Consider the following 22967-nt stretch of genomic DNA (forward strand, 5'->3'; position numbering starts at 1 on the left):
TTCCGGGGAGGGAGCGGGAGTCAGCCGATCAGGGCGAGGCGTCGGGCGGCCGCGGCCGCCTCGCCCCGGGTGGAGACGCCCAGCTTGCCGAGGATGTTGGAGACGTGAACGCTCACGGTCTTGGCCGAGATGAACAGCTCGGCGGCGATCTCGCGGTTGGACCGTCCCAGCGCGACCAGCCGGAGCACCTCCAGCTCGCGCGGGGTCAGCGGAGACTCTCCGCTCCCGGCCTGCCCGGTGGTTCCGGCCTGCTCGGTGAGGGAGATCCCGATCCGGCGGGCGAGCGCCTCGATCTCGGTGGCCAGCGGCCGGGCGGAGAGCGCCACGGCGATCGGGTGGGCCGCGCGCAGCCGGGACGCGGCACCGTCGCGGTCACCGGCGCCGGCCGCCGTCCGTCCCCCGCGCAGCAGCGACCTCGCCTGGGGGAAGGGGCGGCCCAGCCGTTCCCAGGCGGCGGCCGCGGCGTCGTGGTCGCGGGTGAGACCGAGCCGGTAGGCCTCGGCGACGGGACTGTCCACGGCCATCGTCGCCGCGGCCTTGCCGACGTGGGCGCGCAGCGCCGCCACCCGTTCGGGCGCGAGCTCCTCGACCGTCTCGCAGATGCCGCCGAGCAGGCCGAGCGTCCGCCAGCCCAGCATGGGCTTGCTCGTGATCTGCGCTTCGCGGGCGACCCGCTCGGCGACCTCCAGCGCGGCCAGCGGCTCCCCGCCGAGCATGTGCAGGCCGATCATGAGCCGGGCGTTGGCGGTCAGCTCCTGCGTGAACTCCTCGGGGGCGGTGCCGAACGCGCCCACCTCGTCCAGGACGGATCTGAGCACGTCCGTCTCGCCGCGGGCGACAGCCACGTCCCCGCGGACCCGCCGCAGGTGGTGGCGGGTGCGCAGGGTGGGGTCCTTGCCGAGGGTCTGCTCGATCAGCCGGGCGGCCTCGTCGAACCTGCCCAGCGCCTCCAGCACCTCGGCCCGGTTGTTGGCGATGAACGTGCCCTGGTCCCGGTAGCGGCCGTACTTCCTCGCCAGCCGCTCCCCTTCGAGCGCGAGCTCGATCGCCTCGGTGGAGCGGCCCATGTTGTTCAGCGCGTCCACGTTGTTGGCGATGGCGCGCAGGACGCTGCGGCCCGACTCGACGCGCTCGCCGATCGCCTGCGCGGTCTCGTTCAGCTCGATCGTGGCCTCGATGCGCCCCGCGATCGAGTGGCCCAGCGCGAGGTTGAGCAGCAGCTCCGCCTCCAGGGTCTCCTCGCCGTGCTCGCGCGCGATCCGCAGCGCCTCCTCGGTGAGCGCCGTCCCCTCCGCCAGCTCGCCGCTGAATATCAGGTACGAGCCCAGCTTGGACAGCACCTCGGCGCGCTCCAGCCCCGGTTCAGGGACCAGCCGCTCGGCGTAGCGGAGATCGTCGAGCACTCCCGGCCGCCGCCTGGCCTTCTTGAACTGCGATCTCCGTACGACCAGGTTCGCCACCCGGGCGGGCTCGGTCCGCCCGTCGAGCTCGTTCAGCGCGGCCTTGACGAACTTGCTGCCCCGGTCGACCTCCCCGCAGGCGCTCGCGGCCTCGGCGGCCTGCTCCAGGACGGTGGTGTGGTCCACGCCGATGCGCTCGGCGGCGTCGGGGACCTTGCTCCACAGCGTGAGCACCCGCTCCAGCAGCTGCAGCATCTCCCGGTGGGCGAAGGTCTTGGCGGCCTTGCCCGCCGCCTCCCAGGCGGAGATGAGGGCCCAGAGGTCGTCGCGGGCGGAGTGCCAGTGGTGGGCGATCTCGATGGCGGCCCGGCCGGGGGGCACCAGCGTGCGGTCGTTGCCGATCTCCTCGGCGAAGCGCGCGTGCAGCCGTACGTGCTCGCCGGGCAGGAGCTCGTCGTGCACGGCCTCGCGGATCAGCGCGTGCCGGAAGACGTAGGCGCGGCCGTCGGCGACCTGCAGCACGTTGGCGGCGATCGCGGTGCGCAGCGCGTCGTCGAGCTCGACGTCCGACAGCGCGCTGACCGCGACGAGCAGGGCGTGGCTCACCCGGATGCCGCCGGCGGCGGCGATGCGCAGCACCCGCTGCGTCTCCTCGGGGAGCCGCTCCACGGAGCCGATGATCAGGTCGTGCAGGGAGTCGGGGAAGGTGCAGTCGCCGCCGCACTCCATCAGCGCCTCGACGAACAGCGGGATGCCCTCGCTGCGCTGGAACACCTTGTCGATCAGGGCGAACTCGGGCGCGGTGCCGAGGATGCCGGCCATCTGGGCGGCCACCTCGGACCGGGTGAGCCGGGGCAGGTCCATCCGGAGGACCCCGTCCAGCCGGCCGAGCTCGGCGAGCACCGGCCGGAGCGGGTGCTGGCGGTGGAGCTCGTCGGAGCGGTAGGTGAGGACCATCAGCACGGGAGCGGTGCGGAGGTTCCGGCTGAGGAAGGCGATCAGGTCGCGGCTGGAGCTGTCGGCCCAGTGGACGTCCTCGATGAGGAGGATCACCGGATGGCGCTCCGCGAGCCGTTCCAGCAGGGTGAGGATCTGTTCGAAGAGCCGGGCGCGGGCGGTGTCGCTCTCCGTGTCGCCGCTCGGCTCGCCGAACTCGGGGAGCAGCCGGGCCAGGTCGCGCGCCCCGCCCTCGGGGAGCAGGGCCGCGACCACCTCGGCGCCGCACTCGCGGACGAGCTGGCGGATCGCCGCGGTGAACGGCGCGTAGGCGAGGCCCTCGGTCGACAGCTCCACGCAGCCCCCGTTGAGCACGTGGGCGCCGTCGGCCGTGGCCCGTTCCGCGAAACACCCGATCAGCCGTGACTTGCCGACGCCCGCCTCGCCACCGAGCAGCACGGTCACCGCCGCGTCCTTCCGGGCCTGCTCGAACGCCTCGGTCAGGTCCGCGAGCTCCCGCTCCCGCCCCACGAAGACGGGACTTACCGCCCGACCCACCATGTCTGCCAGCATGTCATGCCTTAAAGGTGTGATCTCCTTATTTTTCGCTCGGTGAAATCGGCGGTTCAGGGGGGCAGTGAGGCCCGGCCGGGCAGATGGGAGCGGCCGGGCTCTCGGGGCGGGGTCATGCCGGGATGATCTTGCCGAAGAAGCCCCGGCGGCGCTTCTCGGAAGAGTGGGCCTTCCTGTCCTCCTGCGCCTCGCGGGCGCGGCGGTAGCTGTCCGCCTCCTCGCGGAGCTCGGTGGTCCGGTGGGCGATCATCTCAAGGTGGAGCTCGGGACCCATGAGGGTTCCTCTCTGGTGTGGCGCCTCGCGGCGCGCTTTCCTTACAGACTCAAGATTCGTCCTAAGGCCCCCGGTCCCACATCGGGAGGATGTCCTATCTCCCGGACGCTTCTCGCCCCCGCACTACCTAGATCACGCCTAGGCCGTCCCGGCACTACCTAGACGGCGCCGATTCGCCTCTCCGGCAGGGCCCCGGTCCCTGTGTGTCCCCCGGAACGGCCCCGCGTCACCGCCGGGCCCCCGGGCGACAGGGCGCTCCCGCGCGGGGGCGGTCGGCGGATGTTGACGAAAACCGGCGGGGCCGCTGGGCAGGGTCCAGTTTGGAAGTAATCACACCAGTAGGCATGCTGGAGAGGTGTCAACTATGACGACCTCGCTCACCGACGTGGCAACGTCCAACGTCGCGCTGCGAAGCTTCCTGCACGGCCTGCCCGGTGTCGACCGCGTGGGTGCCGACCAGCGCGCCGCGACGCTCGGCACCCGATCCATCAAGACCACGGCCAAGGCCCGGGCCATCGACCTCGCCATCGGCATGGTGGACCTGACGACCCTGGAGGGCGCCGACACCCCGGGTAAGGTCCGCGCGATGTGCGCCAAGGCCGTCCACCCCGACCCGGCCGACCCCTCCGTGCCCAAAGTGGCCGCGGTGTGCGTCTACCCCGACATGGTCGCCGAGGCCGCGGCGGCCGTGAAGGGCTCCGGTGTCAAGGTGGCCAGTGTCGCGACCGCCTTCCCCAGCGGGCGCTCCTCGCTCGACGTCAAGATCGCCGACACCACTTTCGCGGTGGCGGCCGGCGCCGACGAGATCGACATGGTCATCGACCGGGGCGCGTTCCTCTCGGGTGACTACCTCAAGGTCTTCGAGGAGATCGTCGCGATCAAGGCCGCGTGCGGCGACGCCCACCTGAAGGTGATCCTGGAGACCGGCGAGCTGTCCACGTACGACAACGTGCGCCGCGCGTCCTGGCTGGCCATGCTCGCCGGGGGCGACTTCATCAAGACCTCCACCGGAAAGGTGCAGCCCGCCGCGACCCTCCCCGTGACGCTGGTCATGCTGGAGGCGGTCCGCGACTTCCTGGCCGCGACCGGCCGCAAGGTCGGGGTGAAGCCCGCGGGCGGCATCAAGACCACCAAGGACGCGATCAAGATGCTCGTCCTGGTCAACGAGACCGTCGGAGACGGCTGGCTCGACCCCGACTGGTTCCGGCTCGGCGCCTCCAGCGTCCTCAACGACCTGCTGATGCAGCGCCAGAAGCTGGCCACCGGCAGGTACGCGGGTCCCGACTACTTCACTCTCGACTAAGGCGTTCACATGTTTGAGTACGCACCGGCGCCCGAGTCGCGTGACGTCGTCGACATCAGGCCGTCCTACGGCCTGTTCATCGGCGGCGAGTGGGTCGACTCCCAGGGTGAGAACCGCAACAAGACCGTCAACCCGGCCTCCGAGGAGGTCCTGGCGGAGGTCGCCTGGGCCACCGAGGCCGATGTCGACCGGGCGGTCCAGGCCGCCCGCAAGGCGTTCGGCGTCTGGTCGGCGATGCCCGGCTCGGAGCGGGCCAAGTACCTGTTCCGGATCGCGCGCATCATCCAGGAGCGCTCGCGCGAGCTGGCCGTGCTGGAGTCCCTGGACAACGGCAAGCCGATCCGCGAGTCCCGCGACGTGGACCTGCCCCTGGTGGCGGCCCACTTCTTCTACTACGCCGGCTGGGCCGACAAGCTCGGCTACGCCGGGTACGGTCCCAGCCCGCGCCCGCTCGGGGTGGCCGGCCAGGTCATCCCGTGGAACTTCCCGCTGCTCATGCTCGCGTGGAAGATCGCTCCCGCGCTGGCCTGCGGCAACACGGTCGTCCTCAAGCCCGCGGAGACCACCCCGCTGACCGCGCTGCTGTTCGCGGAGATCTGCGCGCAGGCCGACCTGCCGCCCGGCGTGGTCAACATCGTGACCGGCGCGGGCGAGACCGGCGCCGCCCTGGTGAACCACCCCGACGTGAACAAGGTGGCCTTCACCGGCTCCACCGAGGTCGGCCGCCAGATCGCCAGGTCGGTCGCGGGCACCGGCAAGAAGGTCACCCTGGAACTCGGCGGCAAGGCCGCGAACATCGTCTTCGAGGACGCCGCGCTCGACCAGGCCGTCGAGGGCATCGTCAACGGGATCTTCTTCAACCAGGGCCACGTCTGCTGCGCGGGCTCCCGGCTGCTGGTGCAGGAGTCGATCGAGACGGAGCTGCTCGACGCGCTGAAGCGGCGGCTCGGCACCCTCCGGCTGGGCGACCCGCTGGACAAGAACACCGACATCGGCGCGATCAACTCCGCGGCCCAGCTCGCCAAGATCCGCGAGCTGTCCGACCTGGGGGAGGCCGAGGGCGCCGAGCGCTGGTCCCCGGCCTGCTCGCTGCCCGACAAGGGCTTCTGGTTCCCGCCGACCATTTTCACCGGCGTCGCCCAGTCGCACCGGATCGCCCGCGAGGAGGTCTTCGGCCCGGTCCTGTCCGTGCTGACCTTCCGCACCCCGGCCGAGGCGGTGGAGAAGGCCAACAACACCCCGTTCGGCCTGTCGGCGGGCGTGTGGACGGAGAAGGGCTCGCGGATCCTGTGGATGGCGGACAAGCTCCGCGCCGGCGTCGTCTGGGCCAACACCTTCAACCGGTTCGACCCCACCTCGCCGTTCGGCGGCTACAAGGAGTCCGGATACGGGCGCGAGGGCGGACGGCACGGGCTGGAGGCGTATCTCGATGTGTGAGCATCACAGGGCCAGACGCCGTCCCCGCCGTGCCCAGAGCACCCGGGGCCACGGCTTCGCCCGCGCCGGACGGCCGGTGCTGCGGGGCTGGTTCGCCCACCGGTGCGGCGTGAGCCGCTGCGGTCAGATCTTCGTGCCGGCCCGGCTGGCGCAGCAGGAGAGCTCGTGGAGAGGGCTGGGAAATGAGTAAGGCGGAGCGGCCGGGCCGGGCGCGGGCGGGCAAGCAGGCGGGTGCCCCCGCGGCGGACGGTACGGGCGAGGGCGCCGGGAACCGTACCGGCGAGGACGAGGCAAGCCGCGGGCCCGCGCGGCTCGCCGTGCGCAAGACGTACAAGCTGTACATCGGCGGGGCGTTCCCGCGCTCCGAGAGCGGAAGGTCCTACGCCGTGGCCTCCTCCAGGGGCGACTTCCTCGCCAACGCGTCCAAGGCCTCCCGCAAGGACGCCCGCGACGCGGTGACGGCCGCGCGCAAGGCCTTCGGCGGCTGGTCGGGCGCCACCGCGTACAACCGGGGGCAGATCCTCTACCGCGTCGCCGAGATGCTGGAGGGCCGCCGGGCCCAGTTCGTCGCCGAGCTGGCGGAGGCCGGGACGAGGAAGGCCGGGGAGGTCGTGGACGCGGCCGTCGACCGGCTGGTCTGGTACGCCGGGTGGTCCGACAAGATCGCCGCCGTCGCCGGATCCTCCAACCCGGTCGCCGGGCCCTATTTCAACATCTCCTCGCCGGAGCCGACCGGCGTGGTCGCGGTGGTCGCCCCCGACGAGCCGCTGCTGGGGCTCGTCTCGGTGATCGCCCCGGTGATCGTCACGGGCAACACCTGCGTCGTGATCGCGAGCGAGCGGGCCCCGCTGCCCTCGATCACCCTGGCCGAGGTGCTCGCCACCTCGGACCTGCCCGGCGGGGTGGTGAACATCCTCACCGGCTCGGTCGCCGAGATCGCCCCCTGGCTGGCCGCGCACATGGACGTCAACGCCCTCGACCTCACCGGGGTCGCCGACGAGGGCCTGGCGGTCGCGTGCGAGGAGGCGGCGGCGGAGAACCTCAAGCGCGTCTTCCGCCCCGCGGCGACCGACTGGTCCGCAGACCCCGGCACCAGGCGCCTGACGGCCTTCCTGGAGACCAAGACCGTCTGGCACCCCACCGGCGTCTGACGCGCCCGGCCTGCCGCGCGCCGGGCCCCGCCAGGTCCGCCCCGCGGGCTCCGGCGCGCCGGGCTCCACGGCGTCCGGTCCATGACGCCTGGTCCGCCGGGTCCGGCGCGCCAGGCGTCGCCACGCCCGGCCTGCCACGTCCGGCCCCGCCGGGCCTGGTGGGGCCGGTGGTCAGGTGAGCGGGGCGTGACGGGTCCAGGGGTGGGCGGCCTCGAGCTGGCCGGCCAGAGCCAGGAGCTGTGCCTCGCCGCCCGGTGCCGCGACGAGCTGGACCCCGATCGGCATGCCGTTGGAGTGCCTGCCGTACGGGACGTTCATGGCCGGCCAGCCGGCCATGTTCCACGCGGCGGTGGCGGGTGCGTACGCCAGGTTGACGCGGACGTTGGCCAGCAGCCCCCGGCGGCCCCAGCGCTCGGCGGGCGGCGGCACGGCGGCGAGCGTCGGGGTGACGAGCACGTCGGCGTTCCCGAACCACTGGTCGGCGCCGTACGCGCGCCAGCGGTCGCGGCCCGCCGCGCCGTCCGCCCCGAACCTGGCGAGCAGCCGGCCCATCCTCGCCAGGGACCTGGTGCGCCGTTCCAGCCCGCGCGGGTCGAGGCCCTCGACGTCGCCCCTGGCGCACGCGAACCAGGTGGCCACGGCGGCGGCGCCGACCCGGAGGGACATCCGCTCGGCGTGGTCCACCACGGTGTGCCCCGCCGCGCCCAGCGCCTCCGCCGCCCCGGTCACCGCCCGCTGGAACTCGGCGTCCACCGAGAGTCCCGGCGGCAGCGGCATCGGCGCGACCGCGACCCGCAGCCTCAGCGGCTCCGACAGGGTGAGCCCGCCCGGATAGTCGTCGATGGCGCGGCCCACGCCCAGGGCCTCGCTCTCCCCGGGCGTCGCCAGCGACATGTCGCCCGCCATGACGGCGAGGGCGAGGGCGAGGTCGGCCACGGTGGTGGCCAGCGGCCCGTTCTCCGACATCCCGTACCAGTCGTGCTCCGGCGGCGGGACCAGCCCGTGTCCCGGCTTGATCGAGAGCAGGCCGCAGCAGGCGGCGGGGATGCGCAGCGAGCCCAGCCCGTCGTTGCCGTGGGCCAGCGGTACCATCCCCGCCGCCACGGCCGCCGCGCTCCCGCCCGAGGAGCCGCCGGGGGTGCGGCTCGGATCCCACGGGTTGCGGGTGACGCCGTACACGCTGTCGGAGAATCCGGCCAGGCACAGCTCCGGCACGTTGGTGATGCCGACGACCACCGCGCCCGCCGCCCTCAGCCTGGCGACCACGGGGTGATCCTCGTCCGCGGGCACGTCGGACGTCGCCGCCGAACCGTTGCGCGACGCCTCCCCGCGGGTCGCGACATTGTCCTTGATCGCGATCGGCACCCCGGCGAGCGGCAGCCCGGACAGGTCCTCCCGCTCCTGCAGGGCCCGCGCGTCGGCCAGCGCCCGCTCGGCGAGGACCACGCGGAACGCCCCGACCCGCCCGTCGCGCTCGGCGATGGCGTCGAGGTGCTCGGCGACCACCACGGGTGCCGTGACCTTCCCCCGTCGCACGGCCTCCGCGATCTCCACTGCGGAACTTCCCACCCACGACATGCACCGAGTGTGGTCTGGCGAATGCGTAAGGGGAAGCGCCCCACGTCTCAATCAGATGACTTGTCCGGCTCATCGGCGTTATTTCGCCCGGCGTGACCGGGCTTCCGGCCCGCCGGAGTCAGCGGCGGGGGTTGGTACGGCGGGTGGCGGTGGCCGACAGGGGATCGTCGGGCCAGGGATGCCGGGGATAGCGCCCGCGGAGCTCGGCGCGGACCGCGCGGTAGCCCTCGCGCCAGAAGGAGGCCAGGTCGGCGGTGACGGCGGCCGGGCGGCCCGCGGGGGAGAGCAGGTGGATCACCAGCGGGACCCCGGCGACGCGCGGGGCCTCGGCCCAGCCGAACAGCTCCTGCACCTTGGCCGCCAGCACCGGCCGCTCGCCCGAGTAGTCGATCCTGACACGCGACCCGCTCGGCACCTCGACCCGTTCCGGGGCCACCTCGGCCAGCCGGGCGTTCCACGGGACCAGGCGGTGCAGCGCGGAGACCACGTCGAGGCGCTCCAGGTCCGACCGGCGGCGGGCTCGCGACAGCTCGGGCTCCAGCCAGCGGTCGGCCGCGCCGATCAGCGCGTCGTCGTCGGTCGCGGGCCACGGGTCGCCGAGCGTGCGGCGGCAGAAGGCCAGCCGCTCGCGCAGGGCCACGGCCTCGGGCGTCCAGCGCAGGATCGACAGGCCCTCCGCGCGCAGGCCCTCCAGGACGGCGGGCCGCACGTCGGCGCCGCGGAGCGCGCCGCTGGACAGCTCGATCGCGCCCAGCCGCTCCACCCGCCGCGCCGACACGTCGCCGCGCCGCCCTCCCGGCGGGATGTGCCAGGTGATCTCCTCACCGGAGCCGTACAGGGAGGCCGCGGCGAACCTGGCGATCTCCTCGTCGATCACCACCGCCTGCCTGATCCTGGCGGACGCCGCTCCGGTGGGCCGGTCGGCGACCGCGACGGCCAGCCACTCCGCCGTCTCCAGCCGCGACCCGCGCGGCAGCTCCGCGGCCGTTCCCGAGGCCATCAGGTACGAGCCGCCGCGCCGCCGCGCCACCCGCTCCGGGTAGGCCAGCGCCACGACCGTCCCGGCCACGGCGTCGTCGCTCCCGGCCGTCTCGCCGTTCCCCGGCCGGACGGCACCGCCCGCCGTCCGGCCCGTACGCCGGGCGGTGCCGGGCACGGCCCGCGCCAGGCGTCCCGCCTCCTGGCGCCAGCGGGCGGAGAAACCGTCACCGCCCCGGCGCGCGGAGCGCCAGACCGCCACCAGGTCGTCGCCCGCGTCCCTGGGCAGTTGCTCCGACAGCAGCGCCACCACCTCGGCGGCCCGGGACCCTGCGCCGATCCCGTCCGTGCCGGCGTCGATCAGGGCCCGCGCCAGGCGCGGATGGACCCCGACCCCGGCCATCCGCCGTCCCCGGTCGGTCACCCGGCCCACGGGGGGAAGGCCCGGCGAGTGCTCCGGCGCGCCCGGTGGCCGCGGCGTGCCGGGAGAGTCCAACGCGCCCAGGGCGTACAGGGTGCGGCGGGCGGCGTCCATCGCGGCGGCCGGCGGCGCGTCGAGCAGGGCCAGGCCGGTGGCGGCCGGATCGCCCCAGCAGGCTACCTGGAGGGCGAAGCCGGTCAGGTCGGCGAGCGCGATCTCGGGTCGCGCGTGCTCGGGCAGCCGGTCGTGCTCGGCCCGCGACCAGCACCGGTAGACCACGCCCGGCGCCTCGCGGCCCGCCCGCCCCGCCCGCTGGGTGGCCGAGGCCCTGGACGCGCGGACGGTGGTGAGCGAACCGAGACCGCGCGCGTGGTCGGTACGGGGCTCCCTGGCCAGGCCGGAGTCGACCACGATCCGCACGCCCGGCACGGTCAGGCTCGACTCGGCGACCGAGGTGGCGAGCACCACCCTCCTCCCGTCGCCCGGGGAAAGGACCGCGTCCTGGACGCGGGCCGGGGCCTGGCCGTGCACCTGGAGGACCTCGACGCCGGGGAGCATCGCGGCCACCCGGCCGATCTCGCCGACGCCCGGCAGGAAGCAGAGCACGTCCCCCTCGTGCTCGGCCAGCGCGCGCCGTACGACACCGGCGACGTGGGCCAGGAACGCCGGGTCCACCCGCATGCCGTGGGGCGGTGCGATGGTCCCGGCGGGCGGTGCCCAGACGGGCGTGACCGGGTGCATGGTGCCGGAGGCGTGCACGATCGGCGCGGGTTCACCGGGTTCACCGGGTTCACCGGGTTCACCGGAGGCATCGGAGGGGACGGCGTCGCCGGGGGAGCCGAGGAGACGGGCCCAGGGGGCGGCGTCGGCGGTGGCGGAGGTGGCGACGATCCGCAGGTCGGGGCGGAGCGCGGCGCGGACGTCGAGGAGGAACGCCAGCGCGGTGTCGGCGTCCAGGTGGCGCTCGTGGCACTCGTCGAGCAGGACCGCGTCCACGCCTTCGAGCTCGGGGTCGCGCTGGAGCCGCTGCAGGAGGACTCCCGTGGTGACGACCTCGACGACCGTTCTCGGACCCACCCTGCGCTCGCCGCGTATCGAGAACCCGACCTCCGCCCCCACCTCGGACTCCAGCAGCCACGCCATCCGCCTCGCCGCCGCCCGTACCGCCATCCGCCTCGGCTCGGCCACGATCACCCGCCTGGGCGCCGAGCCGTCGAGGAGCCCGGCCAGCGCGAGCGGGACGAGCGTGGTCTTGCCGGTGCCGGGGGGAGCGGTGAGCACGGCGACGCCCCGCCCGTCCAGCGCCGCGAGCAACTCGGGCAGAACGTGACGTACGGGCAGGCCGGACCAGTCGGAACGCACCCGTCCAGTGTCCCCGAGTCCGGTACCGGGTGAGACGCCGCCCGGGACGGCCGATTCCCGGCCTCGTCCCGTTGAGTGGGAAAGCGACGCCGACGAGTGCGGGGGCCTCAAGGCCGGATGCGAGCAGGCCGTCACGAGCGTCTTCGGGGAATGCACCACGCTGCCGCGGCCCAGCGTCATCCTCGGTCCGCACGAGTACGTCGGCCGCATCCCCTGGTGGCTGTCGCGGATCCATGCCGGCGGCGAGGTTCTGGCGCCCGGCCGCCCCGAGTGGCCCATCCAGCCGATCGACGTCCGCGACGTCGCGGCCTGCGCGCCGGACGTTGCTGAACGGAACCTCGCGGGGTCCTCGACCTGGCCGCGCCGATCGGACACTCCACGTTTGGGGCGTTCCTGGGCGCGTGCCACGACGTGGCCGGCGGCTCGGCCGAACAGTCGGCGCTCTCATTGCTCTGTCAGCACATGAGCAATCTCGTCGGCAAGCGCTGGGTTGGTGGCTGCGATGAACATCTGGCGCCGATCCATCGCCTCGGCGATATCGCCCAAGGTATCGAGCTGGTAGTTCAGTGAGATGGGCTTGCCCTGGAGGTCGATGACGGTCCCGCCGGCCGCGCTGAGGATGTAGTGGCCTGGGGCCAGGTCCCATATTGCGAAGCCCTTTGAGAACTCGATCGTCGCGTCCGTGAAGCCGGCAGCGACATGGCACAAGCTGACGGAGCCGAAGTCCACACCGATACGGCCACGGCTGTTCCCGTTGCCGGCAGGCTGGTTCAGTTCCTCGATCAGGCGGTTCTGCTGGGCCAGTGCCTGAAAGCGGTCGGGCTTCATCAGGAAGTTGGTGATGAGGGCTTCCTGTACGGGCACGGCTTGCCTCGGCCGGAGGGGATGAGTGACGCCGTTCTGCTCACGCAGGAACGCGTGATCCTGGCCGGCCTCGTCACGGGCCGCGGTGTAGATCTGGAGGTGGTGGAAGATGTCACCCACCACGGCCGCGATCGGACGTGCGAGGCTTCGCGAGTAGACCATGACGTGCGTGTAGCCGTAGAGGGAACGAACAGCCATCTCGCTCGTGTCCAGCGGATCCACGAGGACGCACAGGTCGGGGTCAGGGTCGTCGCCTATGACCTGCGGGTCGGCCTCTTCGCTGGCGTAGACGAAGGACGGGAAGATCTCTGAGAGCAGTTCCCGATAGCGGTCGTGGAGGAGCAGGTCGTAGTCGGACAGGAAGTTGCCGGTGTGCCGGGCGTTCGTGCGGTCGGCGTGCTTGCCCGAGAGGGCAGCGCCGATGAGCTGAGGGCGAATCTCACTGATCAGCGTGGATACCAGGGTTGTGAGATCTTCGGCGATGCTCGGAAGCTGGGCCTCGGGCACTGCATGTACCTCCGTTGTCAGCGTAACTCCAAGGGTGGTTCGATCCCCGGAAACGATGGGTTGCATGACTTGCAGGCCGACGACGGCCGCCAACCCCGAGCAGACGCTTCATGACGACGTCGGGATCTACACCCAGTACATGACGCCCGATCTCATCGAGGCGATCGCCTACCGGGGCGCCGACCCCGCTGACGATCCGCGCTGGGCGGAGTCCGGCGCCGCTACCCACGAGGAGTACGCCCGGTGGGCTCAGCACTGCTGCGGGATGGCTGACCTCCAGATGATCCTCGACCACCGTGACGGCTACGCGCCGCCGATGATGGAGCTGCTGCGCGGGGTGCTGCCCTACGGCGGCTACGTCGAAGACGGCCAGGGCCGGATCAAGGGCCTGTACTACCAGCCGTTCGCCGACTACGTCCGCGCTGAGCACAGCCTGGACGCGACCGTCCATCCGCACCTGACCATGCAGGAGATCCCCGGCTTACTGGCGGCCGGGTGCTTGGTGATGGCCTCGGTTCACAAGGAGATCCGCCGCCCCGATCTGCCCGCGCCCGGCCGGGGCGGCCACCTGGTCCTGCTCACCGGCCACGACCATGGGCTGATTCACCTGCATAATCCCTCCGGCCACACGCCCGGCGCTCGCCGGGCGAGCCTGCCCGTCGACGTGTTCGAAACGTTCTTCGGTGGCCGTGGCATCGCCTTGCTCGCGTGCTGGAACAAGCCATGGGAATCAAGGTATTGATCTCGGTGGACATGGAGGGCATCGCCGGGATCGTTCACCCTGCGGAGACCACCCCGGAACGCTACGACTATGAACGTGGTCGGCGATTGATGACGGCAGCGGCCAACGCCGTGGTGGCGGGGCTGATTGGTGCCGAGCCGACAGCCGAGGTGCTGGTGGCCGACTCCCACGGCTCCTACCGCAACATCCTGCCCGAGGAACTCGACCAGCGAGCCCGGCTGATCCGTGGCAAACCTCGTGAAATGGGCATGCTGGCGGGCTTGGAAGTGGGAGCCCAGGTAGCGATGTTCGTGGGGTACCACGCCCGCGCGGGTGCCAGTGGCGCCGTACTCGCTCACACCATCGCCGATGCCATCCTTGACGTCCGCATCAACGGCCGCTCGTACGGCGAGATCGGAATCAACGCCCTGTTGGCGGGCTCATACGGCGTACCCGTCGTGCTGGCCAGCGGAGATGAGGCCGCATGCGACGAGTTCAGCGCGCTGGCGCCCCGGGCCGTCACCGTGCCGGTCAAACGAGGCCTCGGCCAGCACGCGGCCGACACTCTTCACCCACAGGAGGCACAAGACCGCTTGCGTCAAGGCGCCGGCCAGGCGATGCAACTCCATGCCGACAATCCGCCGACCCTGGTTTCTCAACCGCTGCAGGTCGAGGTCGATCTACATCAGCCACGCTCGGCAGACCTTTCCGCCCTCATTCCCGGCGTCACCAGAAGCGGGCGCACCGTTGTCTTCACCGCCGAGACCATGACAGCCGCCTACGGCATGCTCCAACTCATCGCCCTGCTCACACAGATCGGACCGTGAGCGGGAGCGGCGGCTAACGGTGACGGGGGACACGGCCGGGGGTTCGCGCCTGCGGTGGTGTTCGTCGTGCTGGGCGGGGGAATGATCCCTCTGTGATCGGTCTGACCGCTATGTTCCTCACCGCTGTGACCGCCTACCAACACGCCGCCCGGCTGCGGGCGGACGACCGGCAGCCTCCCGCCGGAGCCGGGCTTGCTTCGGGGAGTGGCGCCTCGCGGCGGTCGCCGAGGGGGGCCGCAGGGCCGCCCGCGGAGGGCGTCCGTGAAGTCCGTGGAGCCCGTGAAGGTCAGGAGCCCGTGAAGGCAGGGAAAGCCGGGAAAGCCGGGAAAGTTCGTGAGGTCCGGGACCGGGGAGCCCCGCCCGCCACCGTGTGATCCATAACGCGGAGGCGAAGAGTGTGTCTCGGGAACATGTCAAATGGGTTACGACGGTTTTAACGTGCGCTGGTAAGGGCCGGTGATACGGGTCACAGGGCCACAAAGGAGCACGTCATGACCGCATCCCTTCCCGCGGGTCTACTCCGCATCCTTCTCACCCTGTCGCTCGGACTGCTCGGACTGCTCGGACTGCTCGGCGCGGCGACCGCGACGACGTCTCCCGCGCGAGCCGCGTCACTCGTCCAGGTCGGCTCGTTCGGCAGCAACCCGGGCAACCTCACCATGTTCAGCTACCGTCCCGACGGATCGACCGCCGGGCGCCCGCTGGTCGTCCTGCTGCACGGCTGCCAGCAGAACGCGAGCGGCTACTTCGCCAACTCGGGATGGCGCAAGTACGCCGACCAGTCGGGATTCACCCTCGTCCTGGCGCAGACCAGTAGCGCGAACAACGGGTTGAGCTGCTTCAACTGGTTCGAGACCGCCGATACCACCCGGGGCCAGGGCGAGGCCGCCTCGATCCGCGCGATGGTCGCCTACGCGGTCTCCACCTACGGGACCGACCCGGCGCGCGTCTACGTCTCCGGCCTGTCGGCGGGCGGGGCCATGTCGGCCGTCATGCTCGCCACGTACCCGGACGTCTTCGCGGGCGGTTCGATCGGGGCCGGGCTGGCGTACCGGTGCGCCACCAGCATCCTCCAGGCCTCCCCCTGCCAGCGCGGTCCGGTCAGCAAGACCCCGCAGCAGTGGGGCGACCTGGTACGCGGCGCCCACTCCGGCTACTCGGGACCGTACCCGCGCGTCGCGATCTGGCAGGGAACGGCCGACCCCACCGTCGTCCCGGTCAACGCCGCCCAGCTGCGCGACCAGTGGACGAACGTGCGGGGCGTCTCGCAGAGCCCCACCTCCACGCGGAGCCTCACCGGCGGCACCTCGCTGAAGGTGTACGGGAACGACGTGGTGCGCGTGTACGAGATCGCCGGCATGGGACACGGCCTGCCGATCGATCCCGGCGGCGCCGCCGACCAGTGCGGCAGCGCGGCGGCGTACTTCCTCGACACCATCTGCTCGGCCTACCACGACGCGCAGTTCTTCGGCCTGACCGGTGGCACGCAGCCGACCCCGAACCCGACCGTCACGCCGACCCCGACCCCGACCCCCACCCCGACGGTGCCCCAGACCTGCGTCAGGGCGAGCAACTACGCCCACACCGTCGCCGGACGGGCCTACCAGTCCGGCGGCTACACCTACGCCAACGGGTCCAACAACGCCATGGGCCTGTGGAACACCCTCATCACGCACGGTCTCAAGCAGACCGGTCCCAACCACTGGGTCGTCGCCGACAGCGAGTGCTAGCGAGCCCGCGGACGGCGGGAACCCGAACGCGACCGACCGGTCGATCAGCCGGCCGGTCGCGTTCGTTCGCGACATCGCCCGCGTCGCGGGCGCGCACCGGCCGATGCGCCTCGGTGTATCCACGGCGCGTGCGACCATCCCGCGCCGATCGAGGACGAAACCATCCGCGATCATCGACCCCGGCCGGAATCGAGGGCTACGGGCGCGAGGCGTATCGCAGGGACTCGGCGGCGGTGAACAGGGAGGCTCCCAGAAGGACGACGTCCTTCAGCAGGAACTGGCCCGCGAGGGAGAGCTTCGGCTCCCCGCGCCTTTCCTGCCAGGCCTCCGGCGTGGTGATCAGGAAGCTGAGCGTGGTGGTGAACATCCCCGCCGCCGCCAGGCTGCCGAGCGCCGAGGCCCTGGGGGCGAACGACTTCGCTGCGATCAGCGATCCGATGACGATCTCCGCCACGCCGATGAGCCTGGCCAGCCGCTGTTCACCGAGCTTGGTGGCAAGTCGCGAGAACGGCGGACTCGAGGTGATCAAGGGGCGGATGTTCTCGACCTCGTAGTCTTCGAACTTGAGCCGCCCGATCACCACCAGGTTGAGCGCCAGCCCGAAACGAAGCGTCGAGGCCCCCGCGATCTGGAGATTGCAGGCGGTCGTGGGTCGCGTTCTCATACAGGTATCCCCTCGCATGGTGCGTCGCGAATGTCCTGCGTGTGCCCAGTCTACGCCGGGCTGTATTCAGCGGCGCCGGGCAGGACCGCATGCCGGCCGGGGAGTGCGGGGGCATCGGCCCACGAGCCGATGGAGCGCTCCGTCATCTCGATCGTTCCGGTGTGCCGGCACCTGCCGGCACACCCGGCTCGTCACCGGCGTCGGGAGTCAGATGGTGTCGCCGATGGCGCGGGCGGCGTTGATCAGGCCGATGTGGCTGAAAGCCTGCGGGAAGTTGCCGAGGGGCTCCCCGGTGGCCGAGTCGACCTCCTCGGCGAGCAGACCGACGTCGTTGGCGTACGACGCGGCGGTCTCGAACGCCCTCCTGGCCGCGGCGCCCTGCCCCATGAGGGCCAGGGCCTGCGCGAGCCAGAAGGTGCACAGCAGGAACGTGCCCTCCTGGCCGGGGAGCCCGTCGGCGGCGTGGTAGCGGTGCACCAGGCCTCGATCGTCGGTCAGGTGGGTGGCGATGGCGTGCACGGTGGACCGCACCCGCGGATCGTCCGGGGAGAGGAACCCGACCATGGGCATCACCAGCACGGCGGCGTCGAGGTCGGTGCCGTCGAACGTCTGGGTGAAGGCACCCGCGCGCTCGTTCCAGCCCTGAGCCAGGATCGCGGCGCGGATCTCCTCGCGAGTGCTCGTCCAGTCGGCGATCCGGGCGTCGGCCCCCAGCATCGGGGCCAGCGCGATGGCCCGGTCCAGTCCCACCCAGCACATCAGCTTGGAGTGCGTGAAGTGGCGGCCGGACCCGCGGATCTCCCACAGGCTCTGGTCCGGCTCTCGCCAGCGACGGGCGGCGGTCTCAGCCACCCCGACCAGAAAAGCGCAGGTGAACGGGTCGAGAGGGCCGGTGTCGCAGTAGACCTGATGGGCCGCGTCGAGCAGCTCCCCGTAAACGTCGATCTGGCGTTGGCGCCAGGCGTCGTTGCCGACCCGCACCGGCGCGCTGCCCCGCCAGCCGCGCAGGTGCGGCAGGTGCCGTTCGCTCAGATCGCGCTCGCCGCCCACGCCGTACATGATCTGCAGGTCGACGCCCCGGTCGAGCTGGGTGGCACAGGCGTTGGCGAGGAAAGTGAAAAAGGCGGTCTCCTCGATCTCGCAGGTGGCGGTGGACAGGGCCTGCAGGGTGAAGCTGGCGTCCCGGATCCAGGTGTAGCGGTAGTCCCAGTTCCGCTCCCCGCCGATGCTCTCGGGCAGGGAGGTGGTGGCCGCGGCCACGATGGCCCCGGTGGGGGAGTACGTCATCGCACGCAGCACCCGGCCACTCTGGTTCACCTGTTCACGCCACGGGCCTTCGTAGTCGGCGTGATGCCGTGACCAGGAGCGCCAGCCCGAGACGGTGTCCTTCGCCCGGCGCGCGATGTACGGGGGAGTGCGGCACAACGGGTCGGGCGCCCACGCCCAGCCGGCCTGCAGGGCGAACCCCAGGCTCTGTCCGGCGCGCAGGGTGACGGCGGTGTCCGCGACCGAGCCGCTCACCCGCAGCTCGACGGGGCTGGACAGGGCGAGGACGTTGGCCCCGCCACGCGAGATCAGGCCGCCTCGGACAGGCTGCATCAGGGGGTGGACGAGCCCGAACTCGGGTCGCGGCACGTACGCCATCTCCACGGGCACGCGACCTTCGACGCAGGTCACCTGACGCAGGAGCAGGCCGGGCGAGGACGCGCCCAGCGAGTGCCCGCGTTCCCGGCTGCCCAGGGCGAGCGCATCGAGGAGCACCACGGTTCCGTCCCGGCCGCGGAAGGTGGTCTCGAGCACCAGGGTGTGCTCCAGATACCGGCGGGTGACCTCGGTGGGGCCGGTGGGGCGGATCGACCAGTATCCGGCGTCCTCGTCGAGCAGCCGGGCGAAGAGCGCCGGACTGTCGAATCGCGGCAGGCACAGCCAGTCCACCGAGCCGTCGGAGGTGACCAGCGCGGCGGATCGGCAGTCCGACAGCAGGGCGTAGTCGTTGATCGGTCGCGTACTCAATGGGCACCTCGTCCCTCCCCCGGGAAGGATCGTGGAGTTCGCGGCGAGCCAGGCGGTTCGGGTGGCCCGGGTGGTTCGGGCGGGCGGGGGGCGGAGGGGCTCTACCCTGTTTCTTCCCGCTTTTCACCAAGACCGTTCACTTGACGAGCGAAATTCTTTTCCCGGGCGAGGAGATGGCCAAGAAGGGCGCGGTGACGGCCGGCCCCTCCGGACCAGCCGTGATCATTTGGCGGACAGGCTCTAGGCCGAGGGGTCGAGGACCCCGAAGCTCACCAGGGCGATGATGATGATCCCGAGGGCGATCCGGTAGATCACGAAGCCGGTGAAGCGGTGGGTGCTGATGTACTTCAGGAACCACGAGACCGCCAGGTAGCCCACGATGAACGAGATCACGGTGGACAGGATCGTGGGGCCCCATTCGGGCGCCGCACCCTCGCCGATCTTGAACAGCTCCAGGAAGCCCGCGCCCAGCACGGCCGGGATGGCGAGCAGGAAGGAGTACTTCGCGGCCTCCTCGCGGCGGTAGTCCAGCAGCAGCCCGGCGCTGATGGTGCCGCCGGAGCGGGACACGCCGGGGATCAGGGCGAGCGACTGGGCGAAGCCGTAGATCAGGGCGTGGGTGAAGCTGAGGTGCCGCTCCAGGGTGAGCCTGTTGCGGGCGGTGTGGTCGGCGAACCACAGGATCAGTCCGAAGACGATCAGCGTCGTGCCGATCAGGCGCAGGTCGCGGAAGGCGCCCTCGATGGAGTCCTTGAAGAGCAGGCCGAGCACCACGATCGGGATGGTGCCGACGATGACGTACCAGCCCATCCGGGCGGCGTAGTGGCCGCGCAGGTCGGGGGTCCACAGGGAGCGGGTCCAGGTGGAGATGATCTCCCAGATCTCCTTGCGGAAGTAGATGACCACCGCGGCCTCGGTGCCGAGCTGGACGACCGCGGTGAACGCGGCCCCCGGGTCCGGCCAGCCGAAGAACGCCGACACGACCCTGATGTGGGCACTGGAGGAGATCGGCAGAAACTCCGTCAATCCCTGAATCAGCCCGAGGACCACCGCTTCGAACCAGCCGATCACTTCAGCACCTTCCGTACCAGCGCGTGCGTAACCTACGCGAGGCTAGCGGAGCGGCGGAGCAACTGTGACCCGGCCGTACGGCCGATGCCGACCGCGCTTCTTTCGTGATCGGCCGTAAACCGAACCCGCCCGCCAGACGGTAGTCATCATCGGAACACCGAGGCGGAGGCACGATGACCGAGTTCGCGGAGTACGTCGAGCAGCGCCACGAGCGGCTACTGCGAGCGGCGTACCTCCTCACCAGAGACTGGGCGATCGCCGAGGACCTGGTGCAGACCGCGCTGGCCAGGGCCTGGCTCGCCTGGCAGCGGATCGACGGCGATCCCGACCCGTACGTCTACCGGATCATCACCAACACCCACGCCTCCTGGTGGCGGCGGCGCTGGCGGCGGGAGGTCCCGACGGGGGAACTGCCCGACCGGCCGGACGGGCGGGACTTCGCGAGCGACGTCGGCGACAGGGACGCGCTGTGGACGGCGATCGGCACCCTGTCGGGGCGCCAGCGCGCGGTGGTCGTCCTGCACTACTTCGAGCACATGCCGCTGACCCAGGTGGCCGGGGTGCTCGGATGCTCGGTCGGGACGGTGAAGAGCCAGCTCAACAGGGCTCTCACCCGGCTCAGGGTGGATCAGGGGATCCAGGCGACGACGGGAGTACGCAGATGAGCAACACCGAGAACGACCTCAGGGCGCTCCTGGAGGAGCGCGGCGCGGGCAGCGGCAGAGGCGGCGGGAGCGGCAGAGGCGGCAGAGACGGTGGAGACGGTGGAGACGGTGGAGACGGTGGAGACACGGCCCGGCTGGAGGCGATCCTCGCCAGGGGCCGGGCGATCCGGCGGCGGCGGACGGCGGCCACGGCCGCGGCGGTCGTCACCGCCGGGGCGCTCGCGGTCGCCGTGGTGGCGCCGTCGCTGTCCGCCGGAGGCGGGGCGGAGGCGCCGATCGTGGCCGTCGCCGCCGACCCCACGCCCGTTCCTCCGCCCGTTCCCACCGCCGTCCCCGGTAAGGACCTTCCCGCGACCGTCAACGACCTGCGGAACCGTCATGAAATGCGGCTGATCCACGCGTACCGGTCGAATACCTTGGGCGTGAAACGCACCGTGAAGTTCACCCCGACCAGTGTCTTCACCGGATTCCGGGTCGTCTGCGAGGACCCGAGGGCAGTGGTGGTCAAGGTGATCGGGACGGGGAAACACAGATCGGGCTCCGCCGGCGAATGCGGCAGCGGCTGGCCGGGGCTGATCTCGCAGCACGACGAGAGGTCGGTGCCCCCCGGCTGGACGTCGCGCGAGCAGAGTGCCACGGTCTGGGTGCTTCCCCCCAGGCCGCGTATCTCCCGTGAAGCGCTCAAAAAGCTGAAGTGCCCGGAGAAGGAAGTGGAGAGGACGGGGATGTGCCGCGGGCATTACATGATCTGGGCCCTGATAGGCCCGCGGATGGACACGCGGGTGCTCGAGCGGGTGCTGGCGAATGTGGGCAGCAGGCCCGGCCGCTGGGCGATCGGCGTCTACGACCGCCCGTCCTCCTGACCCGATCCCCCGGCCCTCGGGACGACTCCCGTCAGACGGCTCGGCCGCGAGCGTACCTGGCCGCCATCGTGTGGAACACCTCCTTCGGCGCCCAGCGCTCCCGGTCGAGCATCCTGACCACGCCGTAGGAGGCGAGGTCACCGTCCCCGACGCGGCCGAAGCCCGCGAAGGTGAACCAGAGCGCGGTGTCCACCCCTTCCTCCTCGAAGACGTCCAGCAGCTCGGTGAAGTAGCGCACCTGCTCGCCCTCGTCCCGTACGGCGTCCTCGGGCGGCAGCCAGGCCATGCCGCCGCGCTCGCCCGCGCCCCGCCAGGCGCAGGTGCCGAACTCGGTCACCGCGACCGGCTTGCCGTGCTTGAACTTCTCGCGCAGCTCCTCCCTGAAGGTGCCGGCGTTGTAGGCGGCCCGGTAGCTGTCGGCGCCGACGATGTCGAACGGGCCCCAGTCGACGAACTCCCATGGGGCCGCCGCGTAGGTGATCCGGCCGCCGAAGCGGGGCCTGACGACGGCCGCGCTCTCGGCCAGGAAGCCGTTGAGCCGTTCCAGGACGGGGCCGAGCGAGGACCACCACTCCAGGTCGGCCTCGTCTATCGTCCGCATGCGGTCGCGGTACGTGGCGCCGGGGATGAACCCGGGGCCGAACGCGCTGATCTCGCACCCGGCCACGAACACCACCTCGGCCCCGCCGCGCCGTACGGCCTCGGCCCGCTCCGCGGCGTCGGCGAAGGTCGAGAGCATCGCCTCGGCCGGGAGATCGACCGGGAAGGGGGCGAACCAGATCTCGAGCCCCGCCGCGGCGGCGTGCTCGGCGGCGACGCTCAGCCGCGCGGGGTCGCCACCGGAGATCCGTACGGCGTCGCAGTGCAGTTCGCCGGCGATGACGTCCATGTCGTGCCGGACGGCGCCGGGGTCGAACACCTTGCGGGTGTTGTCCTGGCCGGGGAGGAACCCGGTGTCATAGTTGATCCCTTTCGCGCGCATTACTCTCCCGGTTGGTCGAGACCGTGTTCCAGTAGGTCGAAGGCGAGCTCGACGTCCCCGCAGAGGCGGCTGCCCGCCTCGTCCAGCGAGGCGCCGGAGACCAGGTGGCGGAAGAACCTCTCCTGCAGGGTCAGCACCGAAGCGGTGATCTGGGCGGCCATCAGAGCGGCCGTCAGCTCGTCGCGCTCTTCGGCGAGCACCCGCGCCAGCGCCAGGCGCTGACCGTGGAGCAGGTCGTTCGCCCCGCTGCTGAGCGCGGGGCTGGAGAAGATCACTCGCATCTGGACGATCAGCGTGTCCCTGTCCACGGCCTCCGCGGGCTCGGTGGCGAATCCGCGGTAGTACGCCCGCAATGCCTCCAGCGGTGACTGCCCGGGAGGCCGCGCGGCGACGATCCCGGCCAGGTCCTCCTGACCCACTCCCCGCAGGACGAGTGACTCCTTGGTCGGGAAGTACTTGAACAGCGTCACCTTCGCCACCTCGGCGGCCTCGGCGATCTCGTTGACGGTCACCGCGTCGAAGCCGCGCTCGGCGAACAGCCGCAGCGCCACCGCGGCGATCCGCCGTCGGGTCTGCTCCTTCTTCCGCTCCCGTAGTCCTGCCATGCGAGTACGGTAAAGGCGAACCGAGTTCAAAAGCAAACCCGG

General features: G+C 71.6%; 18 protein-coding genes. 8 read left to right on the forward strand and 10 right to left on the reverse strand.

Translation table 11 applies throughout. The features are described from left to right. Positions 1-20 precede the first annotated feature (20 nt). On the reverse strand, positions 21-2897 hold the full coding sequence (locus tag ACTOQ3_RS07295; protein ID WP_440082636.1) for an ATP-binding protein: 2877 nt from the start codon (positions 2895-2897) through the stop codon (positions 21-23). A gap of 124 nt (positions 2898-3021) precedes the next feature. Continuing rightward, positions 3022-3183 (reverse strand): hypothetical protein, encoded by a 162-nt coding sequence (locus ACTOQ3_RS07300; RefSeq protein ID WP_440082637.1) that lies wholly within the window; start codon positions 3181-3183, stop codon positions 3022-3024. A gap of 364 nt (positions 3184-3547) precedes the next feature. Here ACTOQ3_RS07300 and deoC point away from each other — a divergent pair, with 364 nt between their 5' ends. The 3 genes from deoC (at position 3548) to ACTOQ3_RS07315 (ending at position 7074) form a co-directional block, all read left to right on the forward strand. Further along, positions 3548-4486, forward strand: coding sequence for a deoxyribose-phosphate aldolase (gene deoC, locus ACTOQ3_RS07305; protein WP_440082638.1), 939 nt, complete (start codon positions 3548-3550; stop codon positions 4484-4486). A gap of 9 nt (positions 4487-4495) precedes the next feature. Continuing rightward, on the forward strand, positions 4496-5923 hold the full coding sequence (locus ACTOQ3_RS07310; RefSeq protein WP_440082639.1) for an aldehyde dehydrogenase family protein: 1428 nt from the start codon (positions 4496-4498) through the stop codon (positions 5921-5923). Between the two features lie 182 nt (positions 5924-6105). Next, the gene (locus tag ACTOQ3_RS07315) at positions 6106-7074 is read left to right on the forward strand and encodes an aldehyde dehydrogenase family protein (protein WP_440082640.1); all 969 of its coding nucleotides are present in this window, start codon (positions 6106-6108) and stop codon (positions 7072-7074) included. Between the two features lie 171 nt (positions 7075-7245). Here ACTOQ3_RS07315 and ACTOQ3_RS07320 read toward each other — a convergent pair whose 3' ends face one another. From ACTOQ3_RS07320 to ACTOQ3_RS07330, 3 genes are all read right to left on the reverse strand, one after another. Beyond that, on the reverse strand, positions 7246-8652 hold the full coding sequence (locus ACTOQ3_RS07320) for an amidase (RefSeq protein WP_440082641.1): 1407 nt from the start codon (positions 8650-8652) through the stop codon (positions 7246-7248). A 118-nt stretch (positions 8653-8770) separates the two neighbouring features. Then, complete coding sequence (locus ACTOQ3_RS07325) at positions 8771-11413, reverse strand: ATP-dependent RNA helicase (protein ID WP_440082642.1); 2643 nt, start codon at positions 11411-11413, stop codon at positions 8771-8773. Positions 11414-11857: 444 nt separating this feature from the next. Then, positions 11858-12784 carry an inositol monophosphatase family protein gene (locus ACTOQ3_RS07330; RefSeq protein WP_440082643.1) on the reverse strand — a complete coding sequence of 309 codons (927 nt, stop codon included), beginning with the start codon at positions 12782-12784 and terminating at the stop codon, positions 11858-11860. A 64-nt stretch (positions 12785-12848) separates the two neighbouring features. Between ACTOQ3_RS07330 and ACTOQ3_RS07335 the strand changes: the two genes are divergently transcribed. The 3 genes from ACTOQ3_RS07335 (at position 12849) to ACTOQ3_RS07345 (ending at position 16062) form a co-directional block, all read left to right on the forward strand. Then, positions 12849-13526 carry a peptidase gene (locus ACTOQ3_RS07335; RefSeq protein WP_440082644.1) on the forward strand — a complete coding sequence of 226 codons (678 nt, stop codon included), beginning with the start codon at positions 12849-12851 and terminating at the stop codon, positions 13524-13526. Beyond that, positions 13493-14332 (forward strand): M55 family metallopeptidase, encoded by an 840-nt coding sequence (locus ACTOQ3_RS07340; RefSeq protein ID WP_440082645.1) that lies wholly within the window; start codon positions 13493-13495, stop codon positions 14330-14332. Before ACTOQ3_RS07335 ends, ACTOQ3_RS07340 begins: the two co-directional genes overlap by 34 nt. 491 nt (positions 14333-14823) lie before the next feature. After that, a complete protein-coding gene (locus tag ACTOQ3_RS07345) occupies positions 14824-16062 on the forward strand; it encodes an extracellular catalytic domain type 1 short-chain-length polyhydroxyalkanoate depolymerase (protein WP_440082646.1) in 1239 nt (412 codons plus the stop codon). A 196-nt stretch (positions 16063-16258) separates the two neighbouring features. Here the strand turns inward: ACTOQ3_RS07345 and ACTOQ3_RS07350 are convergent, their stop codons facing one another. The 3 genes from ACTOQ3_RS07350 to ACTOQ3_RS07360 form a co-directional block, all read right to left on the reverse strand. Continuing rightward, on the reverse strand, positions 16259-16726 hold the full coding sequence (locus ACTOQ3_RS07350) for a DUF417 family protein (RefSeq protein WP_440082647.1): 468 nt from the start codon (positions 16724-16726) through the stop codon (positions 16259-16261). A 207-nt stretch (positions 16727-16933) separates the two neighbouring features. Further along, positions 16934-18739 (reverse strand): glycoside hydrolase family 15 protein, encoded by a 1806-nt coding sequence (locus tag ACTOQ3_RS07355; protein ID WP_440082648.1) that lies wholly within the window; start codon positions 18737-18739, stop codon positions 16934-16936. A 240-nt stretch (positions 18740-18979) separates the two neighbouring features. Then, on the reverse strand, positions 18980-19810 hold the full coding sequence (locus tag ACTOQ3_RS07360; RefSeq protein WP_440070528.1) for an undecaprenyl-diphosphate phosphatase: 831 nt from the start codon (positions 19808-19810) through the stop codon (positions 18980-18982). A gap of 173 nt (positions 19811-19983) precedes the next feature. Here ACTOQ3_RS07360 and ACTOQ3_RS07365 point away from each other — a divergent pair, with 173 nt between their 5' ends. Together ACTOQ3_RS07365 and ACTOQ3_RS07370 are read left to right on the forward strand one after the other, a co-directional pair. Then, entirely contained in the window at positions 19984-20475 is a 492-nt protein-coding gene (locus ACTOQ3_RS07365; protein ID WP_440082649.1) for a SigE family RNA polymerase sigma factor, read from the forward strand. Further along, a complete protein-coding gene (locus tag ACTOQ3_RS07370; protein WP_440082650.1) occupies positions 20472-21338 on the forward strand; it encodes a hypothetical protein in 867 nt (288 codons plus the stop codon). Before ACTOQ3_RS07365 ends, ACTOQ3_RS07370 begins: the two co-directional genes overlap by 4 nt. Positions 21339-21369: 31 nt before the next feature. Here ACTOQ3_RS07370 and ACTOQ3_RS07375 read toward each other — a convergent pair whose 3' ends face one another. Both ACTOQ3_RS07375 and ACTOQ3_RS07380 read right to left on the reverse strand, forming a co-directional pair. Beyond that, a complete protein-coding gene (locus ACTOQ3_RS07375) occupies positions 21370-22320 on the reverse strand; it encodes a hypothetical protein (RefSeq protein WP_440070525.1) in 951 nt (316 codons plus the stop codon). After that, a complete protein-coding gene (locus ACTOQ3_RS07380; protein ID WP_440070524.1) occupies positions 22320-22925 on the reverse strand; it encodes a TetR family transcriptional regulator in 606 nt (201 codons plus the stop codon). The genes ACTOQ3_RS07375 and ACTOQ3_RS07380 overlap by 1 nt, the downstream gene beginning before the upstream one ends. Between the last annotated feature and the right edge of the window lie 42 nt (positions 22926-22967).

It is taken from the genome of Streptosporangium sp. LJ11 (assembly GCF_051918945.1).
Taxonomy (GTDB): domain Bacteria; phylum Actinomycetota; class Actinomycetes; order Streptosporangiales; family Streptosporangiaceae; genus Streptosporangium.

Bases quoted from the DNA above. Each gene is read 5' to 3' on its own strand.
- ACTOQ3_RS07295 (WP_440082636.1), bottom strand. From the start codon at position 2,897: ATGGTGGGTCGGGCGGTAAGTCCCGTCTTCGTGGGGCGGGAGCGGGAG.
- ACTOQ3_RS07300 (WP_440082637.1), bottom strand. From the start codon at position 3,183: ATGGGTCCCGAGCTCCACCTTGAGATGATCGCCCACCGGACCACCGAG.
- deoC (WP_440082638.1), top strand. From the start codon at position 3,548: ATGACGACCTCGCTCACCGACGTGGCAACGTCCAACGTCGCGCTGCGA.
- ACTOQ3_RS07310 (WP_440082639.1), top strand. From the start codon at position 4,496: ATGTTTGAGTACGCACCGGCGCCCGAGTCGCGTGACGTCGTCGACATC.
- ACTOQ3_RS07315 (WP_440082640.1), top strand. From the start codon at position 6,106: ATGAGTAAGGCGGAGCGGCCGGGCCGGGCGCGGGCGGGCAAGCAGGCG.
- ACTOQ3_RS07320 (WP_440082641.1), bottom strand. From the start codon at position 8,652: ATGTCGTGGGTGGGAAGTTCCGCAGTGGAGATCGCGGAGGCCGTGCGA.
- ACTOQ3_RS07335 (WP_440082644.1), top strand. From the start codon at position 12,849: ATGACTTGCAGGCCGACGACGGCCGCCAACCCCGAGCAGACGCTTCAT.
- ACTOQ3_RS07345 (WP_440082646.1), top strand. From the start codon at position 14,824: ATGACCGCATCCCTTCCCGCGGGTCTACTCCGCATCCTTCTCACCCTG.
- ACTOQ3_RS07350 (WP_440082647.1), bottom strand. From the start codon at position 16,726: ATGAGAACGCGACCCACGACCGCCTGCAATCTCCAGATCGCGGGGGCC.
- ACTOQ3_RS07365 (WP_440082649.1), top strand. From the start codon at position 19,984: ATGACCGAGTTCGCGGAGTACGTCGAGCAGCGCCACGAGCGGCTACTG.
- ACTOQ3_RS07370 (WP_440082650.1), top strand. From the start codon at position 20,472: ATGAGCAACACCGAGAACGACCTCAGGGCGCTCCTGGAGGAGCGCGGC.
- ACTOQ3_RS07375 (WP_440070525.1), bottom strand. From the start codon at position 22,320: ATGCGCGCGAAAGGGATCAACTATGACACCGGGTTCCTCCCCGGCCAG.
- ACTOQ3_RS07380 (WP_440070524.1), bottom strand. From the start codon at position 22,925: ATGGCAGGACTACGGGAGCGGAAGAAGGAGCAGACCCGACGGCGGATC.